The sequence below is a fragment of the Microbulbifer maximicatervae (SeqCode) genome, assembly GCF_052466985.1.
The window spans coordinates 5,206,808-5,221,515 of the sequence record NZ_CP174298.1 but is presented as its reverse complement, the minus strand read 5'-3'; the positions used below and the strand labels follow the sequence as shown (position 1 = coordinate 5,221,515).

Annotated in this window: 22 protein-coding genes; all 22 read right to left on the bottom strand. The window is 45.1% G+C overall.

Annotation, left to right across the window (positions count from 1 at the left end; translation table 11 throughout):
- Positions 1-28: 28 nt before the first annotated feature.
- A complete protein-coding gene (locus ACJJI3_RS22920) occupies positions 29-544 on the bottom strand; it encodes a hypothetical protein (RefSeq protein WP_444941036.1) in 516 nt (171 codons plus the stop codon).
- Positions 545-1,034: 490 nt separating this feature from the next.
- Positions 1,035-1,793, bottom strand: a complete 759-nt coding sequence (locus ACJJI3_RS22915; RefSeq protein WP_444917896.1) for a tetratricopeptide repeat protein — start codon at positions 1,791-1,793, stop codon at positions 1,035-1,037.
- Positions 1,794-1,897: 104 nt separating this feature from the next.
- Positions 1,898-2,320 carry a hypothetical protein gene (locus tag ACJJI3_RS22910; RefSeq protein WP_444941035.1) on the bottom strand — a complete coding sequence of 141 codons (423 nt, stop codon included), beginning with the start codon at positions 2,318-2,320 and terminating at the stop codon, positions 1,898-1,900.
- 99 nt (positions 2,321-2,419) lie between these two features.
- Positions 2,420-3,016 carry a hypothetical protein gene (locus ACJJI3_RS22905; RefSeq protein ID WP_444941034.1) on the bottom strand — a complete coding sequence of 199 codons (597 nt, stop codon included), beginning with the start codon at positions 3,014-3,016 and terminating at the stop codon, positions 2,420-2,422.
- Between the two features lie 127 nt (positions 3,017-3,143).
- Positions 3,144-3,416 carry a hypothetical protein gene (locus ACJJI3_RS22900; RefSeq protein ID WP_444941033.1) on the bottom strand — a complete coding sequence of 91 codons (273 nt, stop codon included), beginning with the start codon at positions 3,414-3,416 and terminating at the stop codon, positions 3,144-3,146.
- A gap of 112 nt (positions 3,417-3,528) precedes the next feature.
- Positions 3,529-3,765: a hypothetical protein gene (locus ACJJI3_RS22895; RefSeq protein WP_444941032.1), complete on the bottom strand. Its 237-nt coding sequence runs from the start codon at positions 3,763-3,765 to the stop codon at positions 3,529-3,531.
- Positions 3,766-3,825: 60 nt separating this feature from the next.
- A complete protein-coding gene (gene ltrA, locus ACJJI3_RS22890; protein WP_444942540.1) occupies positions 3,826-5,118 on the bottom strand; it encodes a group II intron reverse transcriptase/maturase in 1,293 nt (430 codons plus the stop codon).
- A gap of 220 nt (positions 5,119-5,338) precedes the next feature.
- Positions 5,339-5,560 (bottom strand): hypothetical protein, encoded by a 222-nt coding sequence (locus tag ACJJI3_RS22885; protein WP_444941031.1) that lies wholly within the window; start codon positions 5,558-5,560, stop codon positions 5,339-5,341.
- A gap of 177 nt (positions 5,561-5,737) precedes the next feature.
- Complete coding sequence (locus tag ACJJI3_RS22880) at positions 5,738-5,947, bottom strand: hypothetical protein (protein ID WP_444941030.1); 210 nt, start codon at positions 5,945-5,947, stop codon at positions 5,738-5,740.
- 96 nt (positions 5,948-6,043) lie between these two features.
- Positions 6,044-6,301 carry a hypothetical protein gene (locus ACJJI3_RS22875; RefSeq protein WP_444941029.1) on the bottom strand — a complete coding sequence of 86 codons (258 nt, stop codon included), beginning with the start codon at positions 6,299-6,301 and terminating at the stop codon, positions 6,044-6,046.
- 473 nt (positions 6,302-6,774) lie between these two features.
- Complete coding sequence (locus ACJJI3_RS22870; protein ID WP_444941028.1) at positions 6,775-7,056, bottom strand: hypothetical protein; 282 nt, start codon at positions 7,054-7,056, stop codon at positions 6,775-6,777.
- 287 nt (positions 7,057-7,343) lie between these two features.
- Positions 7,344-7,937, bottom strand: a complete 594-nt coding sequence (locus tag ACJJI3_RS22865; protein WP_444941027.1) for a hypothetical protein — start codon at positions 7,935-7,937, stop codon at positions 7,344-7,346.
- Positions 7,915-8,373: a hypothetical protein gene (locus tag ACJJI3_RS22860; RefSeq protein WP_444941026.1), complete on the bottom strand. Its 459-nt coding sequence runs from the start codon at positions 8,371-8,373 to the stop codon at positions 7,915-7,917. The genes ACJJI3_RS22865 and ACJJI3_RS22860 overlap by 23 nt, the downstream gene beginning before the upstream one ends.
- Positions 8,374-8,464: 91 nt before the next feature.
- Positions 8,465-8,860, bottom strand: a complete 396-nt coding sequence (locus ACJJI3_RS22855; protein ID WP_444941025.1) for a hypothetical protein — start codon at positions 8,858-8,860, stop codon at positions 8,465-8,467.
- A gap of 114 nt (positions 8,861-8,974) precedes the next feature.
- Positions 8,975-9,262, bottom strand: coding sequence for a hypothetical protein (locus ACJJI3_RS22850; protein WP_444941024.1), 288 nt, complete (start codon positions 9,260-9,262; stop codon positions 8,975-8,977).
- 462 nt (positions 9,263-9,724) lie between these two features.
- On the bottom strand, positions 9,725-9,958 hold the full coding sequence (locus ACJJI3_RS22845) for a hypothetical protein (protein WP_444892212.1): 234 nt from the start codon (positions 9,956-9,958) through the stop codon (positions 9,725-9,727).
- 66 nt (positions 9,959-10,024) lie between these two features.
- Complete coding sequence (locus ACJJI3_RS22840; protein ID WP_444941023.1) at positions 10,025-10,591, bottom strand: hypothetical protein; 567 nt, start codon at positions 10,589-10,591, stop codon at positions 10,025-10,027.
- A 99-nt stretch (positions 10,592-10,690) separates the two neighbouring features.
- On the bottom strand, positions 10,691-11,131 hold the full coding sequence (locus tag ACJJI3_RS22835; RefSeq protein WP_444941022.1) for a hypothetical protein: 441 nt from the start codon (positions 11,129-11,131) through the stop codon (positions 10,691-10,693).
- Between the two features lie 82 nt (positions 11,132-11,213).
- Entirely contained in the window at positions 11,214-11,537 is a 324-nt protein-coding gene (locus tag ACJJI3_RS22830) for a hypothetical protein (RefSeq protein WP_444930257.1), read from the bottom strand.
- Positions 11,538-11,654: 117 nt separating this feature from the next.
- The gene (locus ACJJI3_RS22825) at positions 11,655-12,134 is read right to left on the bottom strand and encodes a hypothetical protein (RefSeq protein WP_444941021.1); all 480 of its coding nucleotides are present in this window, start codon (positions 12,132-12,134) and stop codon (positions 11,655-11,657) included.
- Positions 12,135-12,139: 5 nt separating this feature from the next.
- Positions 12,140-13,429 carry a group II intron reverse transcriptase/maturase gene (ltrA, locus tag ACJJI3_RS22820; protein ID WP_444941020.1) on the bottom strand — a complete coding sequence of 430 codons (1,290 nt, stop codon included), beginning with the start codon at positions 13,427-13,429 and terminating at the stop codon, positions 12,140-12,142.
- 633 nt (positions 13,430-14,062) lie between these two features.
- Positions 14,063-14,632 carry a hypothetical protein gene (locus tag ACJJI3_RS22815; RefSeq protein ID WP_444941019.1) on the bottom strand — a complete coding sequence of 190 codons (570 nt, stop codon included), beginning with the start codon at positions 14,630-14,632 and terminating at the stop codon, positions 14,063-14,065.
- Between the last annotated feature and the right edge of the window lie 76 nt (positions 14,633-14,708).

Here is a 14,708-nt window from a genome sequence, read left to right as displayed (position 1 = left end):
AAACTTGACGAGTAACCATAGTCACTTGTTAGGTATTTTGTTTGCTCCAATCATGTATACAGTACCCTTCGACTGGATCATCGTTGGAGCTGCCCTCTTCATCCCCTAAGGCAATAATAGCTAGGCCAGGAATGTATTCCCCATCTTGAGATACGCGATAATGCATATCGTCACCTTCATCGTATTGAAGTGTTTCATTCTCTCTCAATCTGTTGAGTGATTCTCCAATTTTGACGTTCTTGTAACTGCCGAGATAGCCGCGGTAGACATAGATGCAGTAAAGCTCTGAGCTACTATTAAAGTCTAAGCGAAGGGTACCATTGCCATAATATAGAGAGCCACCTGCATCACCACTAAAGTGCTTTAAAAGAAAGTACTCTGTAGTTTCATTGATTTTTTGTACTAGATTGAAGCCTTGAAAATACTCAATCACTTCTGCTTCTTTGAGTAAGTGATCTATCTCATGGAGATTCATTCCAATATAAAATCCCGCCGCCGACTTTCCAGCAACTATTTCAGCATTAAGATCTAAGTTTCTGCTCATACTGGATGCCTAACGTTGCCAACAGGGGCAGCCGGAGCGTTTGCGTGCGAAGCGCGCTGCGTAGGCTGTCCAGCCTAGCCCCACAGGGGCTCGGCGAGCCTGCTTGGCCTGGTTATAGCTGGCACGCACTGAACAACCTACTTGCTCTCTGCCAGCCAACTTTGGCTGGCCACTGCCCAATATTTGCGAAGAAAGAATACCGCACTTTCCCCAACCAATTCCTATCTTACTGGCACTCCACGAAATTGCTGCGGACTGCCTCTTTTACAGCACCTGAGCGAACGCTCTAGGAGCGAAACTGCTTGAATAGCAATCAATAAAAACTGCTCAATACTGGCTGCTATTTAGTGGCACTAAACTTTCAGTTACTACGAAAAATCAATAAAATCGACCGCCACAATAACGCTTGCCGCACAGGCGAGCAACTTGTTGCGAGTCCAGCGCACTACGTGCGCGCTTGTGCCGGCTCTTGTTAAATTCCGTAGCTTGGTTATAAGTACTTAGATCTGGCAATTGCCTGGTTCTTTTGAACCATGTCTATGCATTGCTTTGCGAAAACATGGATCTGTTGACCTTCTGAGCTCGACAAACCGAATTCATTAAATAACTCAGTACTTGACAACCCTTGATTAGCACCTAACTCCAGTCCAGCGACCATCCAAACTATGCCATCGGAGTCCTTTTCGCCATATGCTCCTTCAATCATTGCATAGCCGTAATTGTACATGGACTGTCCATCGCCAATGTAGGCAGCTTGCTTCAAGTAAGCCAGAGCTTTTTGCTCGTTCACTTCTACCCCTACACCGCTCTTATATCTGACCGACAGATCTGCAAGGGCTACCTCGTAATTTTTTTCACTCGCTTTTCCTACAAGAGCAAATGCCTTCTGGCTCGATTGTTCCACTATGAGGCCTTGTTGATAGAAAGCGGCCAGGTTATATTGACTCGGTGCATGTCCCTTATCTGAGGCTTTCTTATAAAAGGTATATGCTGCTTCTTTACTCTCTTTACCACCCAAACCATTAGAATACATTGTTCCTAACGCATACATAGAGTAAGCACTACCCTGATTTGCACTGGCCTCGCAAGCCCCCCTTGCTTCCAAGTAGTTTTCTTTCTTGACCAACTCCCTACATTGAGCCTCTCCTTCACTCTGGCCGATATCCTCAGAGCCAACGCCTACCTTCACCCCACACCCTAGTGTTTGCGACACGGCAAATACTAAAACAGAAAGAGAAACTATTTTCATATTTTTGTCCTGATACTTCGTTATTCAGAATTTAACGCCGCAAACATGGGCCGGAGCACGCAGTGCGGAGGTCCAGCACAGAAGGTGCGACATGCTTTGTTTTGTTATGTGTTTGCAATTTCAATTGTAGCCTCCTCAGCAGCTTCTTTTACCCAATATGAATGATGGTTTTTATAGGGCCGCAGCAACTCAACAAATTCTTTTTTTCCGCTAGTACCAAGCAAGTATATAGATTGAGAAAGGCAATAGTCATTGAAGCCCGTCATCTTGCCAGGTAAAAACTCGAATAGAGTCGATAAATCTAGATTTCTACCGGAACTGTACCAAAGTGAACTCAAAATAGAGTCTGTAACAGTATCACTAGAACAATTCCTTAGCTGATTAACTAAAGCATCCGTAATTTCTTGGTGTTCGTGTTTAGGAATATTATGGAACTCTAATAAATCCCCTAGATATGCTACCGCCATGTCTTGAACTACTTCATCAGGTGAACCTAATTGTTCTATATATTTCTTATAGTCACTCATATATTCACATAACGCATTGATCTGCGGCCGCAGCGAAGCGGAGGTCCGGTGGAGGCAACGCAGTTGCCGGAACGAACAGCATCAACTTGTTAGCCATATTTACGCGATCTGCTCAATTCTGCACTTTTGACATAAAGGGTAATTATTCACAAGCTCAGCAATTTGAGACTTCATCTGAGAAAACGACGTGCCGTACAAATATAAAGCTGTTTCGGTTGGCCCTTGCCAATAACTAAACACTTTTCCCACACCCTGAGTTAATCTGTCTAGTTCACTATAGACATGGTTAGAGTCGCTTTTAGCATAAACCTCATCGTCCAAGTCTGTACCATTTAGATAAATGGCCAATCCTTCTAATGTGCCAAACTCAATGTCTGAATCTGTGGATTCTATTCTAATTTTAGAACCCTTTGGCACACCCAATTTATTTAGTGATGATTTAATTAATTCAACGGTTTCATCACTAGAATCTCTAACTTGAATTTCAATATCACAATACTCAATTTCACCCGACTGGGATTGAAGAGTTCCCCCGCCAGAAACCTCACCTACTGCATTTTTTGCAAGTATTTCATCAAGCGGATCTTCGTATATTTCGCCTCGGTGCATAGGCTGAAGTCGAGCATTTACAGTGACCACAATAAATTGAGGCTCGACCTCCTCCTTCTTTTCTTTCTTCTTAAATAGACTTAGCAACGGTTAATCTCCTTAATGTGGTGGCTAACGCCCACCACAACCGCATTTATGGAGGTGCATGTTTTGTGTTATGAGCGTAGCGAACAAAAAACATGCACCGGAATAAATGTCGGATTGCTAGTGCTTGTTAAGTGTTGCGGACAGCACTTGCTAGCTCCCCCAGTACTTTATAATCTTTGACACCCCACAATTTTTGCACTTCCAAGTTTCTTCGTCCCACATAAAATGACAGAGTGATTTTTGGATTTATATTATTGCCAGCTGGATCTCTAATCTTTACAAGACTCATTTTCCCACCACACTGCTCACATGGTTTGCTGGTCTTTTTGTAAGAATATATTACGACACATAAAAAACAAACTAGAGCAACCAGTAAAAATGCCATCTCTTGTTCTGACATGACTAACACTTAACGCCTCAATAACCGGCAGCAGGAACGTAGCGAAGCGCAGTGTAAGCTGTCCGGCGCCGAAGGCGTGAAGTTAATTGACTTGTTAGCAATTTAATAGCACTCAAGCTTCGGAACCTTGCACTCGATATGGTGTTTTAGAGAGCTTAGAACCACACCATGGGCAATACGAAATTAGATTTCCACCAATTGATCCATCTGGAACTTCAACATACCAGACGGACTCCCCCCGAAACGAGCTTGTGTATTTAACTATAACTTCGTCACCACCTTCCGCCTCTTCCACTGCATAGAAGAGGCCGATACAACAATAACTTTTTATTTTATCAATTTTTTTCATGCTACCTATTGCAAAGGAGCGTCTGTCAACGCGTATTGCTAATCGGGATAGGGAGGCACCTCACGATGCCCCTCCTCCCACACCACCAGGCATACGGGTCACGTACCATGGCGGTTCAATTCTATTCCCCTTCCTATCTGCCAATTCCGGCAGCCCCAAGTTCCTAAAGTATCTATTTGGCAATGCTCTGTAAAGGGCAGGACTTTTGCTTAGCCTCCATGGTCCATGTGCTGATTTGGCCGTGTTCCACGCTAAAAAACGATCAACGCCCAGCCTTCTTAATCTGCGGTAACCACTACGTCCCCATTGCTTCCATAAATAACATCGCAACTTCCGCCTTATCCACTTGTCCAGATCTTTCAGAGGGCTCAGTACTTCACTGATGTCAAAGTACGCTTTCCAACCAAGCAGGGACTTCTTTAACTCTTCTATGATCTCAGTAAACTTACGGCCTCGTGTTCGGCGGGTGATCATTCTGATCTTTGCCTTCAATTTATTAATCGATGATTCTGATACCTTTATCCGGGCATCCTTCTTCAGCAATCTAAATCCTAGAAAGCTCCGCTTCCAGAAGTGATCCTCTGCACTCTTCTCAGTATTTACTGTGAGCTTCAGCTTACATTTGATGAAGTGCGTAAGGCTTACTTTTATCCGCTCTGCAGACCGATGACTTCCCACCAGTATTTGGAAATCATCGGCATATCGTACAAAACTGAGTTGCCGCTTGTGCAGCTCCCAGTCCAGTTCATTAAGCACAATATTCGCTAGAAGCGGAGATAACGGCCCACCTTGCGGGACGCCTTTTGTTGTAGCTATTACCTTGCCATCGACTACCGTTGGCGCTTTTAGGTATCGGTTTATCAACCCCAGCACATCAGCCGGTATTCCGCTTTGCTTCAGTGTTAGCATGAGCCTGTCATGATTCACTTCATCAAAGAAGGATTTCAAGTCCATATCGATCGTCCAGCGCTTTCCTTGCCGGACAAAGTTTTGGACCTGTCTAATCGCCTGGTGTGCCGATCGATTTGGTCTAAAACCAAAACTAAGAGCATGAAACTTCGGCTCCCATTGCTCACTGAGTATCTGTGCGATAGCTTGTTGGATCAACCTATCTTGCACAGTGGGTATACCCAATGGACGCAGGCCTCCATTGCCTTTTGGTATAAAGACGCGTTTCACCGGTTGAGGACGATAGATACTACTTAACACCTTTTGTCGGGTAGCAATCCAAGTCTGCTTAAGATGTTCCGGCAACTGTTTTACCGTCATACCATCGAGACCTGGCGCACCCTGGTTACGAGAAACTTGTTGTAATGCTCGAAACAGATTATTCCTATCTAGAATTCGCTGCATTAAAAGAGATGGGAAATTGGACAATGTATGATTAAGTTTCCAGTTTGATGTTCACCCAGAAAAAAAAATATTTTTTTTCCTGGCAACTCAGTTACTTGTCAGATGCAGTCATCAAGCTCTGCATTAATAATACTGTCCAGAATTGTTCAGGCCTTCAGTAGCACGAAATCTACCTACTATGCCCTCTGCTGACTTCTATGGGTCGGTCAAAACCAATCTCTCAGTTTTCAGTTACTCCATTAACAACCCATAGACCTCCCAGGGTAAGACATTTAACTTTCTTCACGTAGATGCTGGATTTATAAAACGTAGGCCAATTGTGGATGGAGAGCTTTATGGTCACGTGCCCACTGGCTCCGCCTACGTCACACCTCATATCCAGTTCTTGTTCATCACCCCGTGAATTTGCGTTGAGCTTCCTCCAGCCAATACCTCGCGACATTAACCTTGCCCTTTCGCTAACCTTCGGCTCCACGAATACCTGGTAAGAGGACTTTCACCTCTCTAGTTAAATGCCATGCCTGGCACACACGCCTTTAGCAGCGGCGGCCGTTAGGCCGTCCAGCCCCGAAGGGGCGATGCTGCCTAAACTTGTTAAATGCAGATGGCACAGAGCCAGCTACTCCACTTGTTTTTCTATGATTTCAGAAATGCACTCTGTGCCGCAAATTTTGCAACTACCGCTAATATACTTGCGACCATTTTGAACGTACAACTCTGCATTAACGATGCCGAGATCCGCTTCTTTGCACTTATCGCACCATGAATCATTGAGGTAAATATCCCTCTCTATTTCTGGCAGCTTACTTAAATCGATAATTTCTCTCATTCTTTCTCAGGCATTTAACGTCCGCCGCACAGGCGAGCAACTTGTTGCGAGTCCAGCGCACGTAGTGCGCGATTGTGCCGGCACTTGTTAAATTTTTCACGGAACAAGCTCAACTACCTCACCGACTTTAAATTTACTTTTGTCATTACCATTTACAAGGTAAAAACAAAACACATCCAAATCTGGACTGCCATCCTTTTTTAAAGCCCTAGGTTGTGTCACCGATTTCTTTATTGGGCACCCAGCTAATGCGGGATTAGCTCCGAGTTCAAATTTGGTGTCATCGAGCACACGGACGAATATGCCAACTGGCTTTCTTTCTAGTATGTGCTCTATCTTTACTTTTTGACTCATGATCTTATGAAATTTAACGCCGCTAGCAAGGGCAGCCGAAGCAACGCGTAGGCTGTCCAGCCCAGCCCCGAAGGGGTTGGGCGAGCTTGCCTAGCCTGGTTATGGCTGGCGCACTCGGGACCGACTACTAGCACTTTGCCAGCCATAGTTTGGCTGGCCGCTGCCTAATATTCACGAGGAAAGAATACCGCACTTTCCCCCAACCAATTTCTATCTTACTGGCACTCTGCGAAATTGCAGCGGACTGCCTCTCTTTACAACACCTGAGCGAACACTCTGGGAGCGAAACCACTTGAATAGCAATCAGTAAAATTTCTCAACACTGGATGCTATTTAGTGGCACTAAACCTTCAGTTACCACGAAAAATCAATTAAACCTACCGCCACAATAACGCCTCAATAACCGGCAGCTGGAACGAAGCGAAGCGTAGAGCAAGCTGTCCGGCGCCGTAGGCGCGAAGTTGATTGATTTGTTATGTATTTTTGGCACCGAGATACCCTTTACCCAGTTTTGCCTTGTTGTACTGAGCGATATCAGTGAAAGGCCAATATGCCAACTCACCATGTTCTTGCCACTTTTCGAGAGTGCTTTGCCCGAAAGCTCCGAAACTGATTGAGTTAAGAAATCTGTCTCTGAAACGAGCAGAGGGCCACTTATACTCAATATCTGACTTTAGGAAAAGAATCCAACGCGCTACAACAGACCGCTCTTCATTGGAAAGTGCCTCTTTGCCTCTAAGTTTATACTCTTTCATATCGCTGTACAGACACCAAACCCCGTGATGAAAAACCTCCCATACAGCATCATCTTTTGACTAAGGTAAAGCATCTTCAAACTCGTCATTTGTAATTATGCCAGCAAGCAAGTGACGAATAAGCTCAGCAAGTTTATTTCTAGATTCTCGGTCAATCATGGTTTACACATAACGCTGCGTTCAGGGGCTACCAAAGCGGCGCACCGTTTTGTGCAAAATATGAGCGAAGCGAACTACACAAAAAGGTGCATAGCTTTGGGAGTCCCACTGCAACGCCTTGTTAAGTTTTACTGGTACCACTTCACGCCCTTGGTTTTATTCTTGTGTTCAACTGAATACAGATGCTCAATGGTTCCCTTATATTCACCATGTTGAAACACGAGACGAACGTAACTACGATCATCTGGTGATACCGGTAGTTGCAAATAAAGAATATCATTTGCGCTACCTAATACGAATACTTGGCCAAGATCAATATATGTTACCGGCTTAAAATCTATTTTTGGTATTTGGATTTCTTTGCCGCCTAGTTCAAAACTCACTCCCTCAAGTTTATAGTGAGCTCTGTGCGGGTAAGTCGATATCTCTACACTTGAAACCTCCAAGCTCACCTTATATCTCAGATCTCTAAATTCGCCAGACATACCAATATGTGTAATGGGGCGAGCCACATCCTCTACTGCATTAGTGGAAAAAGAAACCCAGAATATTAAAATTAACAATTTACGCATAATCTGATTAAAACTTAACGTTGCCAGCAGAGGCTGGCCTACGCTGTGTATGCGCACAGCGCATAGCGTAGGCCGTCCTGCGAAGGCGCGCAGCGCCGGAGCGTACTGCCTGGCTTGGTTAGGTGACTTACCGATAAATAAGTTCGCCATTCTTCTTTACAAATACAGGTTCTGTTACTGTAAGTCTCTGTCCATCTCTATAAGCAACGGTTTTTAGCTCTAACTGAAAGAACCTATCGTTCGAATAAAACCATTTAGTAACTGTTGTTTTTACGTTTTCATACTTAGTTCCTGGTGCACCTAATTTACCGAGGTTTGCATGTTCGATTTTACTCATGTCGGTTACATGCAGGTCACCTGCCCCGAAGATAATTAAGTAACATTGTGAAGACTCTTCTTTGTAGCACAGCGCATAAGCGCTTTTCCACTTATTCCACTTTCCTTGGTCAATGGCTAGCGAAAGTTTCTCTCGTGAAATATTTTTGAATTCAGAGATCCGGCTCAAAGTATCTACAAGATCACACTCACCACAAGCAGTCGCTTGTGAAGCAAGAGCTAAAAAAATAGTTAAAAGTATTGATCTCATATTCACCTAACGCCTTTATAACCGGCAGCATTGTGGCGAAGCCACGCTTTTTGCTGTCCAGCCAGCTTGCTGGCGATGGTTGATAAACTTGTTACAAGGCATTGATGTGGCACTCGACTATATAAATGGTATTGGTGTAAGTAACCCTGAAGGTGACGACACTAACAATGCTCTTGTTTATTTCTATACCAATGACTTCTTGTTGATTGATGCCAAATTTTTCTAGCGGGGTTTTGGCGATATTGTCTATGCCATTGGAGAGAATTACTTCGCTATGCTGATACTCCCCGCCATCAACAGCTGTTGGAAGAGTAAGCTTTAAAACAGCATAGCCTTTGACATCTTCGACCGTTGCATAGAAACCGATGGTGTTATTTGGGGTAATGCGCACCTCATTTCTTGCTTTTTCTTCGATAGCTATCACGGTTCTCGCGCTGGAGTAGCTAGCAATGCAAAGGAGAAAGATAAAAATAAGTGCGGTGCGCATATTTATGCCTTGTAACGTTGCCAACAGGGGCAGCCGGAGCGTTTGCGTGCGAAGCGCGCCGCGTAGGCTGTCCAGCCTAGCCCCACAGGGGCTGGGCGAGCCTGCTTGGCCTAGTTATGGGGCCCCATTGTATAATAAGTAACCCTGAATTATCCCATAAAATAGCACGCCCACAACAACACTACTTGGGACATAGTAACGAGCATTATTTACCGGTAAAGCCGCAGTCAATAATGCTGAACAAACCGCTGAAACCACAGCAACACCAAACCAACTTCCCTTTAACCCTGGTAAAACAGCCCAAAGTACATATGCCATGGGAATCAAGCTTGAAGCAAAAAGACAAACCATGAATTTCCACAGATATACACTTAATTTTTGGTCTTTGTGAATTTGGCTCAATTTCTAGCCCTATAACGTTGCCAGCAAGGGCAGGCGAAGCAGAGCGTAGGTTGTCCAGCTCAGCCTCCGGCTGGGCGAGCTTGCCTGGCCTGGTTATAGCTGGCGCGCTCTGAACAACCTACTTGCTCTTTGCCAGCCACCTTTGGCTGGCCACTACCCGATAAATTTACAGGGAAAAATACCATACTTTCCCCACCAGTTAACTAGCTAATCGGCACTCCACACAGGTGCAACTGGCTTGCAGGGCTTGTTGACTTAAAAAGAAGGCACTTGAACGAAACTACGGTGCTAGTTTCCAGGAAAACTCTCTGGAGGAGTCTGTTCAGGTAGAGATTGGTACTTGCAGCAACTACAAACCATCTAAAAAATGACCGCCACAATAACGCAAAGCTAAAAGGCCGGAGGAATTTTTTTGCCGGAGGTCCAGCCCACGTTTTTTGGGGGCGAATTTTCAGCGTTTTGTTATAACGTCTCATCTAATCTCTCTGATACAGAAAGGCTTTTTCTAAGTAGCAGCGAGACCAAATATATAATTGCCAGAGGAGGTAATAATGCCATAAATCCACCAACTACAACCGCTCGTTTAACCTTTAAGGTTTTTTTGATAGCTAGCATATAGCTAAGAGCTAATACAACACAAAACCATAGTAATATACCCAGGGCTTCGATATTGGAAATATTAAACAGCTCGTACATTCCGCATTATCCATTTAAGGAGCTATAACGCCTGCATCAATTGCACATGAAGCAACACGTAATGCGTCAATTGCATGCACTTGTTAGCTGTCTATTTTCACGCTTATATTTCATAGGCAGCATGCCAGTCTGTACTCGGCCCGTCTCACCTAGAGGCGTCTCAAAGTCAATGACAATACCTAAGCGATGATATACCTTAGCTAAACGTTCGATATCTTCACTATTGTAATGATCTTTATGTAAGTAGAGGATTGGGACCCAATTATTAGGGCTCACTGCTTCAAGGCTCGATGGGACAAATGCTCGAACTTTAGTCTCTTTCCCCCTCCAGCCCATAAATTCCCAGACTTGCTCCCATGATTGAAGGCTAAACTTTGATTCTAAATTCCCACCAATGAATATTCGAGCATCTCTAATAACTCCAACACCAGATCCATTGTTGTTCAAGAAGATACCATAGCCATTAAACTTGCTTGCCGTTGATTCATCCAAAATTGTTGAAAAACTGAAATATGGTGCATTCAGGCATTTTTGGTATTTTAGATTGCTATCAGAGGTATAAAGTGACACCCAAATTGCCACCACTGAAATGACAAGAGCAATTAAAGAAATTCCAACTTCTATACGTTTCATACTATCCCTGACAGCTAACGCCTCAATAACCGGCAGCTGGAACGAAGCGAAGCGTAGAGCAAGCTGTCCGGCGCCGTAGGCGCGAAGTTGATTGATTTGTTATGTATTTTTGGCACCGAGATACCCTTTACCCAGTTTTGCCTTGTTGTACTGAGCGATATCAGTGAAAGGCCAATATGCCAACTCACCATGTTCTTGCCACTTTTCGAGAGTGCTTTGCCCGAAAGCTCCGAAACTGATTGAGTTAAGAAATCTGTCTCTGAAACGAGCAGAGGGCCACTTATACTCAATATCTGACTTTAGGAAAAGAATCCAACGCGCTACAACAGACCGCTCTTCATTGGAAAGTGCCTCTTTGCCTCTAAGTTTATACTCTTTCATATCGCTGTACAGACACCAAACCCCGTGATGAAAAACCTCCCGTACAGCATCATCTTTTGACTGAGGTAAAGCATCTTCAAACTCGTCATTTGTAATTATGCCAGCAACCAAGCGACGAATAAGCTCAGCAAGTTTATTTCTAGATTCTCGGTCAATCATGGTTTACACATAACGCCGGTAGCAAGTGCCGAGAAGCGATAGCGACGAGGTCAAGCGCGAAGCGCGACCTTGCCTACCTTTGTTAAGTGTTTTTCCTTGCATTAACGCTCCGATTAATTATTAAGCCCAAGAGTGCTAGAACCCCGACCGTAAAAGAGGAAGCATAGCCATTGAGAAAATAAAGCTCTCCCTGCTCTTTAATAACAGCCAAATACATAAACTTGTCATTTGCCATGTCATAGAACCCGGATGCCAAGAACAATGAAAACAGCAAACCCAATAATACACACCACGGCTTTTTGAATGAGGCAAACAAAAAGACCATACCAAAAACTACAGCTTGCACCCACATTCCAACAAAAGATGGAATTTTATCTGATACCTCAGCACTAACCCCCTGAGACATCAACAAGAACGCCACTATTGAAGCTATCCTCATACTCATACACTTAACGCCTTGCCCACAGGCCGACCGAAAGGGAGGTCCAGCCCGAAGGGCGATTGTGCGGCAACTTGTTATGAGTTAATTGCATGATTCCGCCAACCCTGCCGCCAACACAGAAAATGCCTGTGTAACTTTTGGTCCAGAAAGGATCTCCTTCAAGTTTTCTGTACTGTAATTTTCTTCAAAGTACTTTGTTTGACAACTGCAGGCTTCTTTAATTTTTATTAAATATGGATCTCGCGGATTTTCAAAATACTCTTTTGATATGTTACCAAACTCAGAGAAGTACCCTGACTGAACGATTGTTTTATCGATGCACCCCTTCCAAAGCCCTTCGGTAAAATCATCTCTCCACCTCTTGTTTTCTAAGTAGTCATTTGCTTGAACCTCAAACGACATCAAGAAACAGAGGGGTGTTATAAAATTCCTCATCCACTGAACCCCTAAAGACTCAGTAGTGGTAGGACAGCCGGTTACCCTAACTGCCCCCACGCAGATCCGGACGTGCGGAACTACCGCATCCGGCTCTTCAGTAATATATTCGCTCGTGTAAAGCACGAACCCTAATACCAGTCCACAAGTATACTGCGTTTGTATACTCGCGGTGGCTTTAGCCCAAAATATCCCAGCATTTCCTTTAGACCATTCCAGTTGTAACTCTTGCGCTGACTCCGCCGGTTGAGCCATTTGTGTATGCTGTGTAAAACATAGCTGTACAAACGGGACAAGCTTCGACTGTTGTCTGGTAGACCGAAGTAGTTCTGGAACCCCTGTAGCTTGCGCTTCAGTGTGGGCAGCCATTCTCTCAGACGCTCACTGCGCTTGGCTTTGATCCAGTGGTAGAGCGCTTCCATTGCGCCCTTCTGTTTCTGTGCGGCAGTCCGGCGCCTGAGCCTGGGGCGTTTGTTGACGTCCAAGCTCCAGTAGAACTCAAAACCCAGAAACTGGAACTGCCGTTTTCGGCCCGGATGGAAGCGGCTAAAGCGCTTCAGGTGCGTTTTCTCGGGGGCTAACTGCAGGCCAAACTTGTTCAGCCGTTGCGGTAGTACCCGGTAAAAGCGCTCTGCATCCGTTTTCAATTGGAAAGCCACTACATAATCATCGGCGTACCGGATTAGCATGGCTCTGCCACGCATACGCGGCTTAACTTTCTTCTCGAACCACAAATCCAGGACGTAGTGCAGATAGATGTTCGCCAGTACCGGACTGACCACACCTCCTTGCGGGGTGCCTGCTGCCGCTTTACTGAACTTACCATCTGGAGTTTGCACGCGTACTTTCAGCCACTGCTTAATCAGTGTCAGCAGGGCTTTGTCGTCGATACGAAGGGCTAGCATCCGCAGTAACCAGTCGTGATCCAGCTGATCAAAGAAGCCTTTAATATCGGCTTCAACGATGTAGCCGTAGCCTTTGAATTGCAGATTTAAGCCAAGACTGTGTACGGCTTGGTGGGCGCTTTTCCTGGGACGGTAACCGTAGCTGAAGGGCAGAAAATCCTGCTCCCAGATACTTTGCAGTAGCTGCGCTACGCTCTGCTGCACCAGTTTGTCTTCCACCGTAGGCAGCCCCAGTGGGCGCTGCTTGCCGTTGCCTTTGGGAATCAATACCCGCTTAATCGCCTGGGTGCGGTAGCGTTTGTCACACAGCCGTTGATGTAGGCATTGAATATTTTGCGGCAGTCTTTGCCGGTAAACTTCGGTAGTTACTCCGTCGATACCGGGGCGGGCCTGCTTATTGAGCTGGCCCCAGCTTTGATACAGCAGGTTGGAATTTAGCAGTCCGTATAAATTCTGAAACCTGTGCGTGGGGTGGCTCTGTGCTTTAAATGCGATGGCGTGCAAGGCGGTTGTCATAGTGTATCCAGCCCTACTTTGTCCGGACTATGTTTCTGTTGCACACCGATATTACTGTCAGCCCCTTCGCCATGTAAGCGGCTTTCCCGCTCTCGGACTACTATGAGCTGATCCGACTTCCGAGTGGTCTTCGTTAGTTTCACCATTAGGCTTAACGTCCCTACCTGTTCCTTCAGGAACCTGCTCGGATCTCTCAAGTTCTCAATACCTCTCTTTCTACATGCCACGGCTTGATAACCCCGCCGATCCGCCACAACCTCACCAATGCGGTTGCTTTGCCTGGACTTCGATGGCGTTACACATCTCGTCAATCGGAGCTCATTTTATTATCGGAGCGATACCAGCACTTCAGGGTCACGATAACCCCTATGGCCTATAGAATTCTCTGTGTACGCTTCACATAGTTTGTTCACAGTGAGAAAAAAAAATGAGTATATTTTTTTTCTTTCTGTTCCGCCCTACGCGCAACACTCGATACAGGTGGCTGGTTAGGCCTTACCCGACAGGGACTTCCACCCTGCAAGAAGCATCAAGTTTAGCTTGACGCACTAACGCCTCAATAACCGGCAGCTGGAACGAAGCGAAGCGTAGTGTAAGCTGTCCGGCGCCGAAGGCGCGAAGTTGATTGATTTGTTATGGATTGTGCAAGGACGTAACACTGCTGCCGCCTCCAAAACTCCATAGCATTACATCTGAGTTTCCTGCTGATGAATTAAGTAGTTCAACTATTTCTTTAACATCATCAAGGGCTCTTTTAGCCTCTTTGGAATTACAAAACTTCTCCCATTCGGCTTCAACCACTTCTGTGCCAGGGTCTAATGTCGGAGTGCTGATTACTTTGCTTCCTGAGATATTCTCAGATTTTCCATGAGCCATTAAATTCCTAAACTTAACTAGCTGGATTATGGTCTGTAAAGGTCTCTTCGATTTATCGAATTCCAAACCTAAATTTAGATAGAGAACCTTCAACTTATCAAGATACCGAATAGACTCAATTTCCTCCCAATACTCAATACGTTCATTGCCAATATGATTCATATACGCCTCTAGGGTAAAGGCACTAAATATCAGCGAAGACATAAATTGGTAGAAACAGCCTTCTTCATTTTTCGAGGCGCATTCCAAAGAGTGCTCTGCACTCATTGCCATATATGCATACGTATTTATTCTTCTTTGGCCTTCCACTATGTATTTCTGGCTCATAATCTAAGATCCATAACGTTTCAAGCAGGGGCGCCAAACTGCGTAGCGGTTTATGCGTCCCGGCGCGCGAAGCAGC

What these genes read in the sequence shown, in the direction of transcription:
- ACJJI3_RS22830 (WP_444930257.1), bottom strand. Translation starts at nt 11,537, where the DNA reads ATGTCTCAGGGGGTTAGTGCTGAGGTATCAGATAAAATTCCATCTTTT.
- ACJJI3_RS22915 (WP_444917896.1), bottom strand. Translation starts at nt 1,793, where the DNA reads ATGAAAATAGTTTCTCTTTCTGTTTTAGTATTTGCCGTGTCGCAAACA.
- ACJJI3_RS22895 (WP_444941032.1), bottom strand. Translation starts at nt 3,765, where the DNA reads ATGAAAAAAATTGATAAAATAAAAAGTTATTGTTGTATCGGCCTCTTC.
- ACJJI3_RS22815 (WP_444941019.1), bottom strand. Translation starts at nt 14,632, where the DNA reads ATGAGCCAGAAATACATAGTGGAAGGCCAAAGAAGAATAAATACGTAT.
- ACJJI3_RS22835 (WP_444941022.1), bottom strand. Translation starts at nt 11,131, where the DNA reads ATGATTGACCGAGAATCTAGAAATAAACTTGCTGAGCTTATTCGTCGC.
- ACJJI3_RS22880 (WP_444941030.1), bottom strand. Translation starts at nt 5,947, where the DNA reads ATGAGAGAAATTATCGATTTAAGTAAGCTGCCAGAAATAGAGAGGGAT.
- ACJJI3_RS22870 (WP_444941028.1), bottom strand. Translation starts at nt 7,056, where the DNA reads ATGAAAGAGTATAAACTTAGAGGCAAAGAGGCACTTTCCAATGAAGAG.
- ACJJI3_RS22910 (WP_444941035.1), bottom strand. Translation starts at nt 2,320, where the DNA reads ATGAGTGACTATAAGAAATATATAGAACAATTAGGTTCACCTGATGAA.
- ACJJI3_RS22865 (WP_444941027.1), bottom strand. Translation starts at nt 7,937, where the DNA reads ATGGCGAACTTATTTATCGGTAAGTCACCTAACCAAGCCAGGCAGTAC.
- ACJJI3_RS22845 (WP_444892212.1), bottom strand. Translation starts at nt 9,958, where the DNA reads ATGTACGAGCTGTTTAATATTTCCAATATCGAAGCCCTGGGTATATTA.
- ACJJI3_RS22840 (WP_444941023.1), bottom strand. Translation starts at nt 10,591, where the DNA reads ATGAAACGTATAGAAGTTGGAATTTCTTTAATTGCTCTTGTCATTTCA.
- ACJJI3_RS22920 (WP_444941036.1), bottom strand. Translation starts at nt 544, where the DNA reads ATGAGCAGAAACTTAGATCTTAATGCTGAAATAGTTGCTGGAAAGTCG.
- ACJJI3_RS22900 (WP_444941033.1), bottom strand. Translation starts at nt 3,416, where the DNA reads ATGTCAGAACAAGAGATGGCATTTTTACTGGTTGCTCTAGTTTGTTTT.
- ltrA (WP_444942540.1), bottom strand. Translation starts at nt 5,118, where the DNA reads ATGCAGCGAATTCTAGATAGGAATAATCTGTTTCGAGCATTACAACAA.
- ACJJI3_RS22855 (WP_444941025.1), bottom strand. Translation starts at nt 8,860, where the DNA reads ATGCGCACCGCACTTATTTTTATCTTTCTCCTTTGCATTGCTAGCTAC.
- ACJJI3_RS22885 (WP_444941031.1), bottom strand. Translation starts at nt 5,560, where the DNA reads ATGTCGCGAGGTATTGGCTGGAGGAAGCTCAACGCAAATTCACGGGGT.
- ltrA (WP_444941020.1), bottom strand. Translation starts at nt 13,429, where the DNA reads ATGACAACCGCCTTGCACGCCATCGCATTTAAAGCACAGAGCCACCCC.
- ACJJI3_RS22860 (WP_444941026.1), bottom strand. Translation starts at nt 8,373, where the DNA reads ATGAGATCAATACTTTTAACTATTTTTTTAGCTCTTGCTTCACAAGCG.
- ACJJI3_RS22875 (WP_444941029.1), bottom strand. Translation starts at nt 6,301, where the DNA reads ATGAGTCAAAAAGTAAAGATAGAGCACATACTAGAAAGAAAGCCAGTT.